The following is a 16,343-nucleotide window of genomic DNA, read 5'->3' on the forward strand; positions in this document are numbered from 1 at the left end:
TAACCACTTGCAATTTATTAAAGATGATGCTAATATTTTGAATCGTGAGACAAATTGGGTCGGTGTCCGAGTGGTTAATGGAGACGGACTGTAAATCCGTTGGCTAGCGCCTACGCTGGTTCAAATCCAGCCCGGCCCACCACTTGCGAAGTTATAAGTTATAATGACTGGGTAAAGAGCAAAGCTCCCAGCATTGTAACTTACAACCAAAAAATCAAAGTTTTATTTCGCCCGTGTGGCTCAGTGGTAGAGCACACCCTTGGTAAGGGTGAGGTCACGAGTTCAATCCTCGTCACGGGCTTTTTAGATTGATAAAATAATCAACGTAAAAGTAAGGGCTTCAGGCTTTTGAAAGAATTCAGATGTTGAAAAGCTAATTATCTTACTTGTATTTGTGACTATTTTGACTATCAGATCAGAATTTGGGATATCCAGCTTGTTTTTTTGGCTATGATTTGGCTATGATTTTGTAGGCTCAGTATAAGCCACAGAGACATTTATCCTAATATTCAGCAACGCCCTTTTTTCACTCTCTCCTCTAAAGTCCTTGGATCTGATTACGAATTTCATTATCAATCTGTGATTCCTGAATTACCGAAAAGTCATCCGAATCGTCATGTAATCCGTGAGAAGCGATAAATCTACTCCCATCTTCTACCTCAAACAGTAATCCAATTTCATTTGCAATATCTGCGTATAGTGCGCTGCTGTAGCTTCTTTTTAAAATAGTTATATTTGATATACGTTGCCCTACAAACCTAGCCCAAAAGTTATTACTGTATACTGCATCTGTTGCATCTACTGGATAAAGCTCGTTATCTTCTTCAGCTAGTTCTTCACTTGTTTCAGCAGCCTCGTTTTTCTCAACCCAGATAGTAACTGAGTTTTTTGATGGTTGACTTCCATATCCAATAACTAGCCCTGAGTCAAAGCTCATGATAAGACAGCCGGCTGTCAGTGAAAAAACTTCTTTTGCTTCAATGCCGTATTCCAGAACCGCCCTATCAGGTGGCTCCCAACTATATCTAGTCAAATTAAGTATCGCAAGTCCCTTAAGGGAGTCTAAAACCTCACTCCGATTAGATGGAATATCTGATGTATATAAAAAAGTTTTCATTTATTTAGTTTTTTTGAGCAGACTCAATAAGTTTCAATCTTCGTCATAGATTGTTAACTGTCCTTCTACTTTTCCATAAGCTTTCTTTACTCAATACCCTCTAGGTGGCTTTTCTATCCCATAAGCCTTACACCACTTTTCTACAGCTTTATCAGATACGCCAAAATCTCTGCCAATTTGTGCTGTTGGCTTTTCCCAAACTAATTTTTCTAGTTCTTCTTTTGATGGCCTTTCAACTTTTCTAGTGTGAATTCTAGAGTCTGGGTTAACCTTTCTAGTTGTTAAATCAACGCCAAACTCCTTGTAGGTTCGCTTAAGTGCTACTTCAGTTAAATCTGTAAAATCCTCCCACCAATAAAAAGGATTGGGTGATTTAGGTGGCGTTGCCCTGATACCGCAACCACCAAACTTGATTGATGGATATACTACTTTGTTTATATCTGGCAAATAAAGACTATAGAAATCAAAGTCATCAGATTTGTACTTTTTCTCATGACAACCATTCTTGTCTGCCCAATTGCTTTTATTTTTTAATGTGCCATCACAACTGTATTTAGCTTGAATTCTGTAACATTTGCGATCTTTGTAGGCAATCAAATCAAAGGGTGCATGTTCAGTTACTACTGGTACAAAAACCGAATATTCTTTCTCGACTAAATCTACTATCACTTTAGCAGCTGCTAGATCACCCTTATCTTTTGTGTGGTGCATTTATATGAACTCTCAAGCCTATTTAGTAAATTACCATGAAAAGGCTTCTTTAGGGTTCGTATTAAGTTAAAACGGGCGCGGCAGGGTTCGAACCTGCGACCAACGGATTAGAAATCCGTGGCTCTATCCACTGAGCTACGCGCCCAAAACAAAATAATGGCTCCCTATGGAGTCACCTACACTATTATATCGTCTTCACCTACCAAGAAGCAATCGAAAATTGCAGATTTCCCACTAGCAAGGCTAAGATGCTAGTCGCTAGCTAGTAAATTTACACTAAAAACGAAACAGATGGAGTATTGGTTTAGATATATTGTGTTGTCAAGGGGTTATTTGCCCGTTAGCGCCACCGTCCTCTGGGCGCCTACCTTCGGGAAGGATCTGGCGATCGCTAGGCTCATTTCCACAGTATGCTAGGTAATTTCAGCCTTGGCAATGCTGCCAAATGCCATTATATATTCCATTATTAAGAGTGCCCCTGTGAGGAGTTATTTGCTAGTGCCATGTTTATTCTCAAACGGCAGGATGTTGAAATATCAAGCATTCAGCACCCAAAAAAGGATCAGCAGGTGCCGATCCTTAGTTATCAAGGGCAGACTTTTCGCTTGATTAGCGTATTCAAAGCTAGTCAAGAAGAAGAAGCTAGAGGCTTATGGAGAGAATTAACGGATAACCGAGGTAAAGCCTGTGTTTTGCTGGAGGAACCGGAACGCTTTAGTGTTTGGGGTAAAATCCGTTTAGAGCAGCTAGATAGTGACACAGGTGGTCATGGCAAAACGGCGATTTTAATCCAAGCCAGTATTTTGCTGTTGCAAGGTGTTTCTATCGATATTGAAGAGTTTTTAGGTGCTAGGCAAGCTGCCTTATTTGAAAAAGATATTGCGGAAGTGTTAAAGCAGAAGCAATTTCCCCAAGCATCCTCCCCAGAAGCAGTTAAATATTTGGTATCTACTAATCCTTTGCCGACAGCCAAAATACCTGATTGGCAAGAAAATCATGTAGTTATCTTGTTACAAGAACTGCATCGATTAGGAAAAGCTTATTTTGGCAACGCTAATTTTACCAAACAAGTAATTTATAAGCTAGAAGATATGCCAGAAGCCGAGCGATCGCTGTTTATCACTTGGCTAAATCAATCGCCACTGGGTAAACTATGGCAGTAGCATGGAAATTTTTTCACAAAATTCCTGCCACTGGCACTTGCTCTTGGTGTCCGATTGTGTATTACCTGACATACATACTGCAAGATATACAGTCTTTTAACTTAAAATACTGCCAGAGTGCATCTACATAGTCAAGTCCTATGAATAACTCTTACGAGAATTCGTTCCTTTCTAAATCAATTTTTACCACTCAGAACATTGTCTTAGCTAATATTGGCTGGGCCGTACTAGCACTGCTATACTTTTTGTTGTTTAGTGCCAAAGTTCCCGGAGCCGATGGCATAGAAAGTCGAGCTGAGTGGTATGTGATTGGCACAAATATTTTTGAAGCTTTAGCTTATTTGGGTGCCAGTATCTTATGCTTGAGGAACTGGCTGAGTCCACAAATCGTCAGTGGGCGAAATGTTTGGCTCTTAATTGGGTTAGGTATGCTTTCTTATTTCGTTGGGGGGATAATTTTCGGCTATACCGAAATAGTTTTAAAAGATGAACCGGATGTATCTGTGGGCGATATATTTTTTGTAGTGACTTATCTATTACTTGGCGCAGGCATGATTTTAGCTGTGGCTTCCAGGCGAATCAATCTGGAAAAATGGCAGTGGCTAATTGTGTTAGCAATTGCAGTGTTCGGTAGTTTGTTGGCATGGTGGATTTCTATGCAACAGGAAACACCCTCAGAACTGCTAGTCGCTATTTTAAATTGGTTTTACGTAGTTAGCGATGTGGTTTTGTTAATTATTGCTACCACTCTACTACTAGCATTTTGGGGGGGAAGAGTTTCCCAGTCTTGGCGAATGATTGCAGCGGCGGCCTTTTCGCTCTACATTGCAGATATGTGGTTTAAATACGCCCAAGGCCCCAATTATCAAAGTGGGGAGATATTAGAGGTGTTTTGGGTGTTTAGTGGAGTGTTATTTGGCATGGGCGCTGTCTTAGAATATGACGCATCACTAAGACGAACGCGGCGTACCAGCGGACGGAAACGAGCTTAGTAAGGATTTTTGGTATCTACCGTGAGAAAATTAACAGACTCTGACAAGCAAGAAATTCTTAAGTTATATCGAGAGACTGCCGAAACAACCTCAACTTTGGCAGACCGCTATGGTGTGAGTAACTCGACAATTAGTCGCCTGCTAAAAAGCACTTTGCCAGAGGATGAGTATGAATACTTAGTCTCTTTAAAGCGGGCTGCGAGAACTCCTGAGGGAAGGGCACAGGTAAGCTACGAGCAGTTACCCCTGCTGAGTCAACCAGAACCAGAGCCGGAGATAGAAGTTCCACCCAGCGAAAGCCAACCCTTGGAAGTGCCAAAGGTTGAGCCACTACCACGTAAGATAATTCGTGTAGAGCAGGAACTTTACTCAGAGGAAACGGCGGAGTCAATTGCTGCTAGTAGACGAGTGCGGCAACGCCCCTCGGCGACGGAGAAACCCAAACTCCGAGTCACAGAGAAGTTAGAAACTCCAGATCCAAAGCCGCCGGAAATAGTCAGCATTCCCATCCCACCGCTAAAGAATGAACATCCAGGAGCGGCTGTCATCGCGCACATGCTGGGCGAAGATTTGCTCGACGAATCCGAGGATTTGGATGATTTAGAAGATGATGATTTAGAAGATGATGACTTTGAGGAAGAAGACTTTGATGATGATGACCTAGATGAGCAAAGACCTTTAGTTACAAGAAGAAGACCAGGTGAAACATCAGTTGAAGTTTTACCACTGTCGGTAGCCAATTTGCCCAAAACTTGCTATTTGGTAATTGACCGTTCCTCAGAATTAATTACGCGACCTTTGAAGGACTTTGGTGACTTGGGACAAATTCCCAGCCTGGAAACCCAGCAAAGAACTCTGCCGGTGTTTGATAATCATCGCGTCGCCAAGCGTTTTTCTACTAAACGCGATCGCGTGATTAAAGTTCCAGATAGTAAAATGCTCCATAAGGCTCGTACTCATCTACAAGCTAAGGGCATCACGCGACTGCTGATCGATGGTCAGGTCTATTCGTTGTCTACGGTTTAGGAGTTAGCAGTTAGAGTAGAGCATCGATTCAGTAATTAAAAACAGGGCTGTTTCATCTTTGCATCCATATTTGGTAATACCATCTTTGGATACTTCCATGATTACCAAATGGAGCAAGCACAAAGGCTACTGTTAGCAGAAAAAATGACTGTTGCAGGGGTTGCAGCCAGAGTGGGTTATTTGCCAGCCCCACAGCTTTTTGTGCTGCTTTCCGACGTAAATTTGGCATTAATCCCAAGGCTTACCAGATAGCAGGTAGAATCTCTCTGGGTTAAGCTTCCATAACTTAGCTATATTTTGTACCTGCTGCGATCGCAGTCGTTTATGAGCTTCTCATTAGCCATTTTATTTTGAATGACAACGTTATTAGTCCGGCTTGAAGAGAAAATCATTGATCTGGGTTTACAGATTGTTGGTGTTGTGGGTTTAGTGACGTGCATCGTTGTGATCACGCGAAGTAATCAGCTTTGTTTTGAAAAATACGATTAGGTGTGTGGAGTTATGAAACTGTGGCGTAGACGCTCTTAGCGGCTTGTCGTAGACATCGCTTTCCTTGCTAATAGAGACATTCTCAATAAGCAGTTGAGAGTATTTCCATGACCATTCGTCTAACTGGAACAGAGGACTTTGGGGAATTTTGCAAGGATCTACAGTTTAAGAACTATGAGGGAAAATCACAATTATCTACTTGGTTTGGTCAAAGCAGCCATCGCTGGACTATACTTCGCCATAACCTTGGGCTATCAATCTCTGACAATGAGTTTTCTCAGGCAGTGATTGCTGAAGAAAAACACGATAATTCGCCTGAACTGACATCTAAATTTTTTCTATCTGGTGCTGTAAGAACAGTTACACCAAATGTACTAGGAGTCAGTGACGATTATGAAGAAGTCGCAGGTTACAACTACTTGTTTTGCTTGCCTGATGTTCGGGAGTTTGAGCATTTTAATGGGAACCAGCACACTCAAAATATCAAAATTTATTGGAATGCTGATTTACTTTCTAGTTTCCAAAGCAGCTTTGATCAGTTGCCTGCTTTGCTCGAACAGTTGAAAGAAAATCCGATAAAGGAGCGGTTCCATCAGCCGTTAGGAGTGACGACGCCGATAATGCAACTGCTGCTGAGACAAATATTGCAGTGTCCGTTCCGAGAAACACTCAGACTAATGTATTTAGAGGCAAAAATGTTGGAACTACTGGTACTTCAGATTGCCCAGTGGGGGGAAAATCATCAGGTATTGCAGCGATCGCTATTTTTCTGTCCCGATGAAATTGAACGTTTACATCATGCCATTTTAAATCAAAGGCTGCCGCATCCATCTTCTCTACTAGACCTAGCCAGTGAAATTGGACTTAATGACTTTAAGCTCAAGCGGGGATTTCGAGAAGTATTGGGGACTACGGTGTTGGGATATGTGCAATTCTTGCGGTTAGAGCAAGCAAAGCAGTTACTCATCAACACTAATTTAACGATTGCAGAAATTGCTAATCAAGTAGGGTACGAGAGCATAAGTCATTTTGGGTATCTGTTTAAGCGGCAATTTGGCATCACTCCTAGTCAGTATCGTCAGCAAAAAGGCTTGTAGCAAAAAATAGATCCCGATTCCGATAAAAAAATCCGGTTTCAGTATATATGCGATCGCTCAATTTCCCGTATTCTCGTAAATGGAGTTATCTAAAAATGATTCTCAATTAATCATCTCTATTGAGAAATATGACTGGGTGTGGAGTCAAAGCGCGGTTTTAATCACCTTGATTTCTGCGGCTTAATCTGCTGTTGTCTCTGCTCAAGGAGTCTCTACTATGTCCGCGAAAAAGCTCCGTCATCTGACCTTTATTCTGCATCGCATCCTGGGTTTTGCGATCGGATTGATTGCCATTTTTGTTGGCTTAACTGGGAGCCTGATCGTCTTCCAGGGTAAAATCTCCGGGTTTCAATTCCATCAGCAGTCGGGTGCTATCCTACCCCAAGGCGATGCCTACGGCAACCCGAAGCGGGAACAATTCAAAAGAGGAGTTTAAAAGGGTTAGAGTTTGGAGGAGGCATATTTTTTGTGGGCGGTCGATCGGGTTAATGATTACTTTGACCCGATTATTACCCTTCCTTCCTATGTCAGAACTGATGCTGTCATCTCCTCTAAACGTGATAATTGGTGAGCTGCACTTAATTTCAAGAACATCTTTAATGTCAAGTATTACGAAACCAATTGGCCTCTGATCTTCCCACAAGCACCATTTACCTTACAGGGCACAATTTCTGTGGAGTTTTGACCCTACCCTAACCCTAAGAGATGTATTGGCGAGGGAACAAGGAGCTTTCCCCAATCTTTTGTGTATTGAGGGGGGTAAAAATCAAACCAGGGTGGTTTAAGATAATTACAACTAAAAAGCACCCCCCATTTCTGGAGGGCGCTTCTTATTTAGCTAATACTGAAGTATTAACCGTTGATAACAGGAGCAGTCATTGCTACAGGTGTAACTTCACCAGCAGCTAAGTCTAGGGGGAAGTTGTGAGCGTTACGCTCGTGCATTACTTCCATACCCAAGTTAGCGCGGTTGATTACGTCTGCCCAGGTGCTAATGACACGACCTTGGGAGTCAATCACAGACTGGTTGAAGTTGAAACCGTTCAAGTTGAATGCCATCGTACTGATACCCAAAGCGGTGAACCAGATACCGACGACAGGCCATGCTGCTAAGAAGAAGTGCAGTGAACGGCTGTTGTTGAAAGAAGCGTATTGGAAGATTAAACGACCGAAGTAGCCGTGGGCTGCAACGATGTTGTAGGTTTCTTCTTCTTGACCAAATTTGTAACCGTAGTTAAGGGACTCGGTTTCGGTGGTTTCACGCACCAAGGAAGAAGTTACTAGAGAACCGTGCATTGCTGAGAACAATGAACCCCCGAATACACCAGCCACACCTAACATGTGGAAGGGGTGCATCAAGATGTTATGTTCTGCTTGGAACACAATCATGAAGTTGAATGTTCCGCTTATACCCAAAGGCATACCATCAGAGAAAGAACCTTGACCGATTGGGTAGATCAAGAATACTGCGGTAGCAGAAGCCAAAGGTGCGCTGTAAGCTACGCATATCCAAGGACGCATACCTAAGCGGTAAGAAAGTTCCCACTGACGACCCAGGTAGGCAGCGCAACCGATCAAGAAGTGGAAAACTACCAACTGGTAAGGGCCGCCATTGTACAACCACTCATCTAAGGAAGCTGCTTCCCAGATTGGGTAGAAGTGCAAACCGATAGCATTTGAAGAAGGAACAACTGCACCAGAGATGATGTTGTTTCCGTAGATCAAAGAACCTGCAACTGGTTCGCGAATACCGTCAATGTCCACAGGAGGAGCAGCGATGAAAGCGATTACGAAGCAGGTTGTAGCAGCTAGTAGGGTTGGGATCATGAGTACACCAAACCAACCGATGTATATGCGGTTGTCAGTGCTGGTGATCCACTCGCAGAAGCGATCCCATACACTAGCGCCAGAGCGCCGTTGTAAGGTTGTGGTCATGGTTTTATAAGTGCTATGGGTTGTTAAATATGGAACAAGCGGATTTATTTAGCCTGTTGAAATATAGTCTACATGAATTTACTTGGACGCGATCTGTGACTTAATATTCTGTAACAGAATTCTTTAACAAGCTCATCGAACTGTAAAGTTTTCCTACTATAAAGAATAGGGATACACAGTAATGGATTGAGGTTTTTTAAGCCACTTCACCAACAAACTAGCTATCACTTTCAATGAGGCGATCGCCTAGTTATCTACCTTTACACTTCTTTATAATTAGCCGATAAGAAACATTTGAAATCTTGCTGATTTGTAACGAGATAATAAGTTCTATGTTGTCTGATGGTTCAGTTAAAAATCAAAGTAGATGTAGGGCAAACTGCCTTCAGGAGCTAATAACCAAACAGCGTAAAAACATAGGGGGACGAAGACAAGCTTAAGGGGCCAGTTAAACTCTAACTTCAGCATTCGATTGAAGGCATAGACTATAGCCATAAGGGCAGCTAAAGCTAGAAGTACCAAAGAGAGTTGGGATTGGCTCATATTTAAGGCTTCCACATAGACCTTTTCAGCAAACTGGGCGTCAGCCGGATAACCCCAAAGATGCCGAATTACCAAAGAAGAGTCTTGGAGATTAGGTAGACGAAACCAAATCCAAGAGGTAAAAACCATCAGTTGGGTCAAAAACCAAGCAATAAAGATACCCAGAGGATTTTGCCAGAATTGTTCTAGATTTTCAAAGCGATCGCTTATAGAATCTGTAAGTCGATGAACCACCAAAGCTAATCCGTGGAGTATACCCCAAACAACATAACCCAAAGCAGCACCGTGCCAGATACCAGCAATTAGCATCACAATAAATAAATTCCAGCAGGTGCGGACTAAACCCCGACGGGAACCACCCAAAGGAAAGTAGACATAGTTACGTAGCCAATCTCCTAGAGTGATATGCCAACGCCGCCAAAATTCGGAAATATTGGTGCTGAAATAAGGAAAGTCGAAATTTTCAGGTAGAACTAAGCCAAAAAGCATAGCGCTACCACGGGCAATGTCTACGTAACCGTTGAAATCTAGATATAACTGCAAGCCATAAGCGAATATAGCTAACCACAGATCCGTACTACCCGCCCGTTGCAAATTACCAAAACATAAATCGACGAAAATTCCTAAGTGGTCTGCAAAAATACCTTTTTTGACTGCGCCCCTAGCAATCAACCACAGCGCTTCACCTACTCTATTGGTACTGGGCAATTCTAGTGTATTAAATTGATTTGCTAAGTTGTGGTAGCGCGTAATCGGCCCTGAAATCAGTTTTGCGAAGAATAATTTGTATGTAGTAAATTTGAGAAAATTATCAGTAGCAGGAGCACCGCGATAGACATCTATTAAATAAGCAATACATTCAAAGGTGAAAAATGAAATTCCCAAGGGTGCAATTAATTTAAAAGAGCTATCTGGTGAGGTTGTTTGTACATGAAAAACAAACTTGAATAAAGGGGTAAAATACTTAAAAGCTAGTAACAGTAAAACATTTAGAATTATACCCACCCACAAAACCTTTAGACGGCGACGATTCCAATCAACTTGAGCAAATTGCCACTCTTCATTAGAAATCTGCCAGTCAAGAGAATGTTTTCCTGGTGATGTGTTGTTACCAATTTCCAGCCCTATACGGAAATTAATAAATGTTAATGCTAATAGTAATGGTATGTATTGAATGTGCAAAGATGCATAGAAAACCAAACTAGCAATTAGCAGCGTCCACAATCGTAATTTATGTTGTGCTAAAGACCAGTAAATTCCTAACACACTCAACAGGAACAGCCCATATAAAATTGATATAAAGTTCATTTTTTAATCATTATTCATTAGTCATTGGGCATAGGACATGGGGCATTGGTCATTAATCAATAATTATTCTTCCCCTTCCTCTTCATCTCAATTCCACACTCCCACTCCCTATTTCACTGGCCAAGGAATCATCGGATCGTTAGCTAGCTTTTTCGAGACTTCGTATGCACCAAAGCGGTTGAGGTGGCTAGGATCGGAAAAGAAATCATTTACTTTTATCCACTGTTGGCTCAAATCACGATAAATAAAGTTGGGATTAGTAGCCAAACGCAACATATATTGCTGAAATTGTTGCTCATATTGTTTACGCACTGGATCTAAATAATCTCCTGTTAGAGGCATATTCACAAACACTAAGGAGATTTTCTGAGACTGGGTAAACTGAAGCACTTCTTGAAAAGCAGCATCTTGCTGTCCTTCTACTTGAAAAGATTTATAGTCGTTGTCATAATTTCCGGTAACTCTAGAATGTTTTTGATAGTATCTAGCAGGATTAAAGCGAATAGATAAGGGTAGAAAGCCATCAAAGTCAACTGCTTGCTGAGAAATACTTTCATCTGAAGTACCATCTGTCAACTGTTTTTGTGATGTAACTGTCTGATTATTACCAAATATGAGCAATTGTTTTTGAAGTAAACTTTTAATTTGGTCGCGGTTTTGATAGCTAGCAGAAACAGATGCTAGAGCCTGATTTAACGATTGATTGACAGCTTCATAAGTACTAATCTCCTGTTTTTCTTCGTTTGTTTTTTCTTCTCCTGAATTTACCGTATTTTCTGGCAAATCATTGCTACTTGCCGTTGTTGGTGTTTTTTCAAATGCTTGTTTATAACCAACTGATCCAGCAAGCGATTTAAAGGTAATATCCTCGCGCCCCCCGTTGAAAGCACGCGCACCATCTGCCCAGATAATTATTTTGGGTAGTTCTGATGGTTCTAGGACGTGACGAATCACAAAGTCTACAACTTGTGCCGTAGCACCGTTAATCCCAAAGTTAAACACATCAAGATTTGGATAGCCTTGAGTTGCTAAAGCTTTAGAAAGTGCTGCGGGATCTACTCCTCTGAGGGCGCGGGAGGAGCCAATAATCAATATATCTGGCGGAGTACCAGTTCTAGCTAAACGCTGTTTATACAGTGCTAGTTGCTCATCTAACTGCCTGACATTAAAACTTGGCATCTGCGATCGCGCTGCTAAAAGAATAGCTGTTGCGGTTGCTTTTTCTTTCAGTGGTGCGGCTGCCAAATTATTGTTCGGGGTATCATCACTCTGGGTAAATTCCGAAGCGTTAAATACAGAACTTTGATTTGGAGGAGATTTTGTCTTGGAAGTGCTGCTAAAAAAGGTCGTTTTCTGACTCTGATTTTTTCCAGATGTCAAAGATGCCTTTTGCTCGGAAGATGATGAGAGGGTGGCACTAGCGACTTTTGGCGAACTGGGCGTATTACGTGCAATAATTCGACCCAATATCCAATCAGTTTGGAGGGTGAGTAATAATCCTAGTGTTCCCCAAACCAAAGCAATTTTAATTCCTTGAACATCATGGTTATGTTCCGCTGACTCTTTGCTTTCGGTAAATAGCTGGCTTTTCAACAGGAATTTTCTCGCAGTTGAACTCGCCGTTGCTATCCAATCTCGCGCTACTTCTGTTACAAAATTTTGAACTTCTTCTGTCGTTAAGTCTGGGCGCAAAATTGGCTCACTAGTCTCAGATGTTACTAAATCGTTAATGTATATAGAAGTAGCAGCAAATTCTGGGGTTGCTTCTGGAACTAAACGTTGGCGATGTTCAAGATCGACACCATAATGCCAAAAAGGTTCTTTATTCCCAGCACGGCGACCGTAGATACGTACTCCCATAATACCAGAAATTTTTAACTGGCGGATAAACTGCGTAATTTTACTTACTACTTGTTGCCGCTGTGGACAAACAGGTGCATCACACATAATGTGCAATAAACCATTTTTGTTTAGTAGGAGTACGCGAATTCCACCGGTCAATAGTCGCCAATCCAAATCAGGATTGAGTAAGCGCTCTAGTAAAAATATAATTGCTGGTTCATCGCCAGTATTTGCCAAATCTAATGGTGATATGGCAAAGGCTGGATACTTGGCAGCGGGTAAAGCCAGCCAATCAATCCAAGTGGGTTCCTTGTCGCCTGCTTTTTGTCCATATACGGTGGCGGCGAGAATGGCTTGAGGAGCGATCGCTTCTAGCTGCGGTAAAATCGCCTCTAAGCACACTACCTTGTCTGGGATCGCAGCAGTTCCTAAAGGATCGAAAGCTGGAATACAAAATATATGTAGCGTTGATTCTTTTAAAGAAACTTGGACACCAACTTTTAACTTTGATAGTACTTCAGCTAATAATCGAGCGATCGCTTGGACATCCCCCCAACGCGCCCACTCTTTAAGCATCACCTCTGGTGGTGTTAAATCTACCCGCAGCAGCCAATCTGGGGCAGTTTCGCCGTTTACCTGAGAAACAATTACGGCATCTTGGTAGCCGGAAAGCTTGAGATAGCGCAACTTCTGTGCTATTGGTTCGGCAAGCAACGATGCATCAGGGCTATAGCTTGACTGGCAAAATATCCACAGGCGATTTTCTTCTGGCTGAGAATTCTTTGGCTTATATAGTTTAATCTTTGCCTGTACTGATACACCTAGCGTACTCAGAGTTTCGCTCAGATATCGAGCGATCGCTTCTGGATTGCCTTGGCGTGCCAAACTTTCGTTAGAGACAATTAGCGCCCCACCCGATTGTTTTGATTTTTCTGAGTCTGCTAGCAGCGCTTGTTGCACCTGATCGAGATGCTTATCTATTTGATTTAAGTGAACCCGATGGCACCATGAGGGGCGCTGTTCCCCTTTTCTGCGGCCATAGACAAATACTTGATATATTGAGGTTTGGTCGCTGTTTGTGAGGATATCTAAGTTTGTTTGCTGTAGTGCTTGCAGCAAATCAGACAAAGTACGCCAACGCTGCGGACATTCTATACCTTCACAAAGAATATGAAGGTCATTTCCCCGCAACCGGACTTTCACTCCGAAAGTGTTGATCCCTGTTGCTTGGCTTACCCATTGCACTAAGGATTGCTGGCGATCTGGTACTACTGTTTTCATGCTCAGTTAACTTTACAGTCAGCGATGGTTGGGGGATAGTGCCTGCACTTGTAAACTAGAACCATAGGTTTATCACACTCTGACGGTTTTTTTTAACAATTTTGTTACCTTCGTAGCTCATAAAATCGGACAAGATAGTCTTGTATAGGTTGCAAGTCTGACTAATGTTGAGTTTTGCGTTTATTTTACTAATAGGGAGTCAAAAATCAGAAGTTAGGAGTTAGGAGAGAGGAGATTAATCGCGTTTGTACAGTAACCAGGAGTCAGAATAATTCTATATGACTGGCTGATAACTTGTCCTTTAAAACCGGACTCTTTTCCTAATGTGCTAACGCCCCTGATGGGTAAAACAGACAACAAGCTGATCTCATTTAAACTCTATCCCTTGATCGTTGGTTGGAGTCATCTTAACTCCTAACTCCTGTACAGACGTGATTAATCGCGTCTCTCCTAACAGACAAGGATTAATCACGTCTCTACTCATAAATTCCCATAACCAAAAATTAGCAATGCCTCCTATCAACCAACAGTCTTCACCTAAACCCGCATCCAATCTGGATTTATTTCCCATTCCCCAATCGTTCCTTTTACAAATAGGTACAGCGTCTATATTACTGCTCCTGCTGACTGGAAAAGCTACAGTAAGAGCACTAGCAGTCGTAGGAGAAGCCAGTGAAGAATTATTTCGAGGCGATCGCCTACCCAATCTAGACTTCCCAGATGAACACGAAATCAATCAAGATGAGAAGATATACACCAAATAATTATTTGCTCAGGAACAACCCGGTGAGCATTAAGTGCAAAACCTAGAACCGTAAACAGTAATTAGCTTTACAAGAATAGAGAATATGGGTTCCCTTTTATACTCTTCGTCTCAAACTGCGGATATATACCCGGTGTCGGAATTATTTTTGCGTCATCGTCTCCAGGTAGTGGAAGAATTGTGGGAGTCAGTTCTCCGGCAAGAATGCGGTCAAAATATGGTAGAGCTGTTGCGTCAGTTGCGCGATTTATGTTCGCCAGAAGGACAAGCAACAAATGACCAAGCATCTTCAGCCGTCAAATTGATTGAACAACTAAATATCAACGAAGCAATTCGCGCGGCTCGTGCTTTCGCTCTGTATTTTCAGCTGATTAACATCATAGAGCAGGAATACGAACAACGGCAGCAATTGAGTCGGTATGAGGCAGAAACAGAGGCTACAGAGCCAGAAACACCATCCAATGTTAATTATTCTTCCAATCAAAGAGAAGATGATGCGCCTGTTAGCAAGGGAATAGCAGCAGCCTTCCTCAAAAAGAATTATCTCGAAAAGCGGCAAGTCAAACCAAAAGGTACTTTTGCTGCCTTGTTTCCCTATTTATTCAAATTGAATGTACCACCCCAGCAAATTCAACGTCTAATTGCACATCTGGATGTGCGCTTAGTTTTTACAGCGCATCCGACGGAAATTGTTCGTCATACCATCCGAGATAAGCAGCGACAAGTAGTACAACTTTTGCAAAAACTGGATGCCTTGGAAAACCATTCTGGGACTACGCCAGGAGCATATCCTTGGGAAGCAGTAGATGTCCGCGAACAATTGCTCGAAGAGATTCGCCTGTGGTGGCGTACAGACGAACTTCACCAGTTCAAACCCACAGTGCTAGATGAAGTAGATTATGCCTTGCACTATTTCCAAGAAGTTTTATTTGATGGTATTCCGCAACTGTATAAACGTTTCAAACACACTCTATCCAATACCTTTCCTTGGCTAGAACCACCGAGTAAAAACTTTTGTTCTTTTGGCTCCTGGGTAGGCTCAGACAGAGACGGGAACCCATCAGTCACGCCCGAAATCACCTGGAAAACGGCTTGCTATCAGCGCAAAATGGTGCTTGGAAGATATATTCAGTCAGTGAAAAATCTGATTGAATTGTTGAGTGTGTCGATGCACTGGAGTGATGTTTTACCAGACTTACTAGAATCTCTAGAATTGGATCAGTCCCAGTTCAGCGAGGTATATGACGCACTGGCGCTGCGTTATCGACAAGAACCCTATCGGCTAAAACTGGCTTACGTGCTGAAACGGTTGGAAAATACTCGCGATCGCAATCTAGCTTTGTACAATCGGGAAACGCCAACAAATCAAGATAGCCCCCTGTATCGTTCGGGAGCCGATTTTTTAGCAGAACTGCGAATGATTCAGCGCAACTTGACAGAAACAGGTTTAAGTTGTCGAGAATTAGAAAATCTGATCTGTCAGGTAGAAATTTTTGGCTTTAACTTGACACAGTTAGATATCCGCCAAGAATCATCCCGTCACGCCGATGCGCTTAACGAGATCCTCGAATACCTGCAAATATTACCCCAGCCTTACAACGAACTATCCGAGGAGCAAAGAGTTGCTTGGCTCACAGGCGAACTGCAAACCCGCAGGCCACTAATTCCGGCAGAATTGCCATTTTCGGAAAAAACCAACGATGTCATTGAAACCTTTCGCATCGTGCGATCGCTGCAACAAGAATTTGGTCTTAACATCTGCCAAACTTACATTATCAGTATGTGCCGCGACGTGAGCGACGTGCTGGAAGTATTGCTTTTAGCCAAAGAAGCCAGACTTTTTGACCCCGCCATTGCCGTCGGAACTATTCAAGTAGTCCCCCTATTTGAGACAGTAGAAGATTTACAACGCTCCAGAAGCGTCATGCGGAAACTGTTTGAACTGCCGTTATATCGCGCTTTGTTAGCTGGTGGTTACGAACAGGCAAAAGCAGAAGGTGCAGATGAAAATTCAGCCTCCCCTGCTCCCCTGCTCCCCTGCTCCCCTGCCTCCATCTCCCTCCCCCCCAACTTGCA

At 42.4% G+C, this 16,343-nt stretch carries 13 protein-coding genes and 3 tRNA genes; 9 read left to right on the forward strand and 7 right to left on the reverse strand.

Annotated elements, in window-relative coordinates:
• Nucleotides 1-56: 56 nt before the first annotated feature.
• Together ACFE93_RS14790 and ACFE93_RS14795 are read left to right on the forward strand one after the other, a co-directional pair.
• Nucleotides 57-142: transfer RNA gene (locus ACFE93_RS14790), tRNA-Tyr, on the forward strand.
• An 87-nt stretch (nucleotides 143-229) separates the two neighbouring features.
• Nucleotides 230-301, forward strand: a tRNA-Thr gene (locus ACFE93_RS14795).
• Nucleotides 302-538: 237 nt separating this feature from the next.
• Here ACFE93_RS14795 and ACFE93_RS14800 read toward each other — a convergent pair.
• The 3 genes from ACFE93_RS14800 to ACFE93_RS14810 all read right to left on the reverse strand — a co-directional run bounded on the left by ACFE93_RS14800 (nucleotide 539) and on the right by ACFE93_RS14810 (nucleotide 1,973).
• Nucleotides 539-1,117, reverse strand: a complete 579-nt coding sequence (locus ACFE93_RS14800; protein WP_375474003.1) for a hypothetical protein — start codon at nucleotides 1,115-1,117, stop codon at nucleotides 539-541.
• Nucleotides 1,118-1,207: 90 nt separating this feature from the next.
• Nucleotides 1,208-1,828, reverse strand: coding sequence for a group I intron-associated PD-(D/E)XK endonuclease (locus ACFE93_RS14805; RefSeq protein WP_375474004.1), 621 nt, complete (start codon nucleotides 1,826-1,828; stop codon nucleotides 1,208-1,210).
• Between the two features lie 72 nt (nucleotides 1,829-1,900).
• Nucleotides 1,901-1,973: transfer RNA gene (locus tag ACFE93_RS14810), tRNA-Arg, on the reverse strand.
• A 358-nt stretch (nucleotides 1,974-2,331) separates the two neighbouring features.
• On the opposite strand from ACFE93_RS14810, the gene ACFE93_RS14815 reads away from it, so the two are divergent.
• The 3 genes from ACFE93_RS14815 (at nucleotide 2,332) to ACFE93_RS14825 (ending at nucleotide 5,009) form a co-directional block, all read left to right on the forward strand.
• Nucleotides 2,332-2,991 (forward strand): Npun_F0813 family protein, encoded by a 660-nt coding sequence (locus ACFE93_RS14815; protein WP_375474005.1) that lies wholly within the window; start codon nucleotides 2,332-2,334, stop codon nucleotides 2,989-2,991.
• Nucleotides 2,992-3,131: 140 nt separating this feature from the next.
• Nucleotides 3,132-3,983, forward strand: a complete 852-nt coding sequence (locus ACFE93_RS14820) for a hypothetical protein (protein WP_375474006.1) — start codon at nucleotides 3,132-3,134, stop codon at nucleotides 3,981-3,983.
• 21 nt (nucleotides 3,984-4,004) lie between these two features.
• Nucleotides 4,005-5,009 (forward strand): transposase, encoded by a 1,005-nt coding sequence (locus tag ACFE93_RS14825; RefSeq protein WP_375474007.1) that lies wholly within the window; start codon nucleotides 4,005-4,007, stop codon nucleotides 5,007-5,009.
• Between the two features lie 52 nt (nucleotides 5,010-5,061).
• Here the strand turns inward: ACFE93_RS14825 and ACFE93_RS14830 are convergent, their stop codons facing one another.
• Nucleotides 5,062-5,238 carry a hypothetical protein gene (locus ACFE93_RS14830; protein ID WP_375474008.1) on the reverse strand — a complete coding sequence of 59 codons (177 nt, stop codon included), beginning with the start codon at nucleotides 5,236-5,238 and terminating at the stop codon, nucleotides 5,062-5,064.
• A gap of 367 nt (nucleotides 5,239-5,605) precedes the next feature.
• Between ACFE93_RS14830 and ACFE93_RS14835 the strand changes: the two genes are divergently transcribed.
• Nucleotides 5,606-6,595, forward strand: coding sequence for a helix-turn-helix transcriptional regulator (locus ACFE93_RS14835; protein WP_375474009.1), 990 nt, complete (start codon nucleotides 5,606-5,608; stop codon nucleotides 6,593-6,595).
• A 217-nt stretch (nucleotides 6,596-6,812) separates the two neighbouring features.
• Nucleotides 6,813-7,031 carry a hypothetical protein gene (locus tag ACFE93_RS14840; protein WP_375474010.1) on the forward strand — a complete coding sequence of 73 codons (219 nt, stop codon included), beginning with the start codon at nucleotides 6,813-6,815 and terminating at the stop codon, nucleotides 7,029-7,031.
• Nucleotides 7,032-7,447: 416 nt separating this feature from the next.
• On the opposite strand, the gene psbA is transcribed toward ACFE93_RS14840, so the two are convergent.
• The 3 genes from psbA to ACFE93_RS14855 all read right to left on the reverse strand — a co-directional run bounded on the left by psbA (nucleotide 7,448) and on the right by ACFE93_RS14855 (nucleotide 13,504).
• Entirely contained in the window at nucleotides 7,448-8,530 is a 1,083-nt protein-coding gene (gene psbA, locus ACFE93_RS14845; protein WP_375474011.1) for a photosystem II q(b) protein, read from the reverse strand.
• 351 nt (nucleotides 8,531-8,881) lie between these two features.
• Nucleotides 8,882-10,381, reverse strand: a complete 1,500-nt coding sequence (locus ACFE93_RS14850) for an MBOAT family O-acyltransferase (RefSeq protein WP_375474012.1) — start codon at nucleotides 10,379-10,381, stop codon at nucleotides 8,882-8,884.
• A gap of 108 nt (nucleotides 10,382-10,489) precedes the next feature.
• On the reverse strand, nucleotides 10,490-13,504 hold the full coding sequence (locus tag ACFE93_RS14855) for a DUF1574 family protein (RefSeq protein WP_375474013.1): 3,015 nt from the start codon (nucleotides 13,502-13,504) through the stop codon (nucleotides 10,490-10,492).
• A 509-nt stretch (nucleotides 13,505-14,013) separates the two neighbouring features.
• Between ACFE93_RS14855 and ACFE93_RS14860 the strand changes: the two genes are divergently transcribed.
• Nucleotides 14,014-14,268, forward strand: coding sequence for a hypothetical protein (locus ACFE93_RS14860; protein WP_375474014.1), 255 nt, complete (start codon nucleotides 14,014-14,016; stop codon nucleotides 14,266-14,268).
• Nucleotides 14,269-14,352: 84 nt separating this feature from the next.
• Nucleotides 14,353-16,343: phosphoenolpyruvate carboxylase (locus ACFE93_RS14865; RefSeq protein WP_375474015.1), on the forward strand; the 1,991-nt coding region annotated here is incomplete at its 3' end.

The sequence above is a fragment of the uncultured Nostoc sp. genome, from assembly GCF_964247315.1.
Lineage (GTDB): Bacteria > Cyanobacteriota > Cyanobacteriia > Cyanobacteriales > Nostocaceae > Nostoc.

Bases quoted from the DNA above. Each gene is read 5' to 3' on its own strand.
- ACFE93_RS14800 (WP_375474003.1), bottom strand. From the start codon at position 1,117: ATGAAAACTTTTTTATATACATCAGATATTCCATCTAATCGGAGTGAG.
- ACFE93_RS14805 (WP_375474004.1), bottom strand. From the start codon at position 1,828: ATGCACCACACAAAAGATAAGGGTGATCTAGCAGCTGCTAAAGTGATA.
- ACFE93_RS14815 (WP_375474005.1), top strand. From the start codon at position 2,332: ATGTTTATTCTCAAACGGCAGGATGTTGAAATATCAAGCATTCAGCAC.
- ACFE93_RS14820 (WP_375474006.1), top strand. From the start codon at position 3,132: ATGAATAACTCTTACGAGAATTCGTTCCTTTCTAAATCAATTTTTACC.
- ACFE93_RS14830 (WP_375474008.1), bottom strand. From the start codon at position 5,238: ATGCCAAATTTACGTCGGAAAGCAGCACAAAAAGCTGTGGGGCTGGCA.
- ACFE93_RS14835 (WP_375474009.1), top strand. From the start codon at position 5,606: ATGACCATTCGTCTAACTGGAACAGAGGACTTTGGGGAATTTTGCAAG.
- ACFE93_RS14840 (WP_375474010.1), top strand. From the start codon at position 6,813: ATGTCCGCGAAAAAGCTCCGTCATCTGACCTTTATTCTGCATCGCATC.
- psbA (WP_375474011.1), bottom strand. From the start codon at position 8,530: ATGACCACAACCTTACAACGGCGCTCTGGCGCTAGTGTATGGGATCGC.
- ACFE93_RS14850 (WP_375474012.1), bottom strand. From the start codon at position 10,381: ATGAACTTTATATCAATTTTATATGGGCTGTTCCTGTTGAGTGTGTTA.
- ACFE93_RS14855 (WP_375474013.1), bottom strand. From the start codon at position 13,504: ATGAAAACAGTAGTACCAGATCGCCAGCAATCCTTAGTGCAATGGGTA.
- ACFE93_RS14860 (WP_375474014.1), top strand. From the start codon at position 14,014: ATGCCTCCTATCAACCAACAGTCTTCACCTAAACCCGCATCCAATCTG.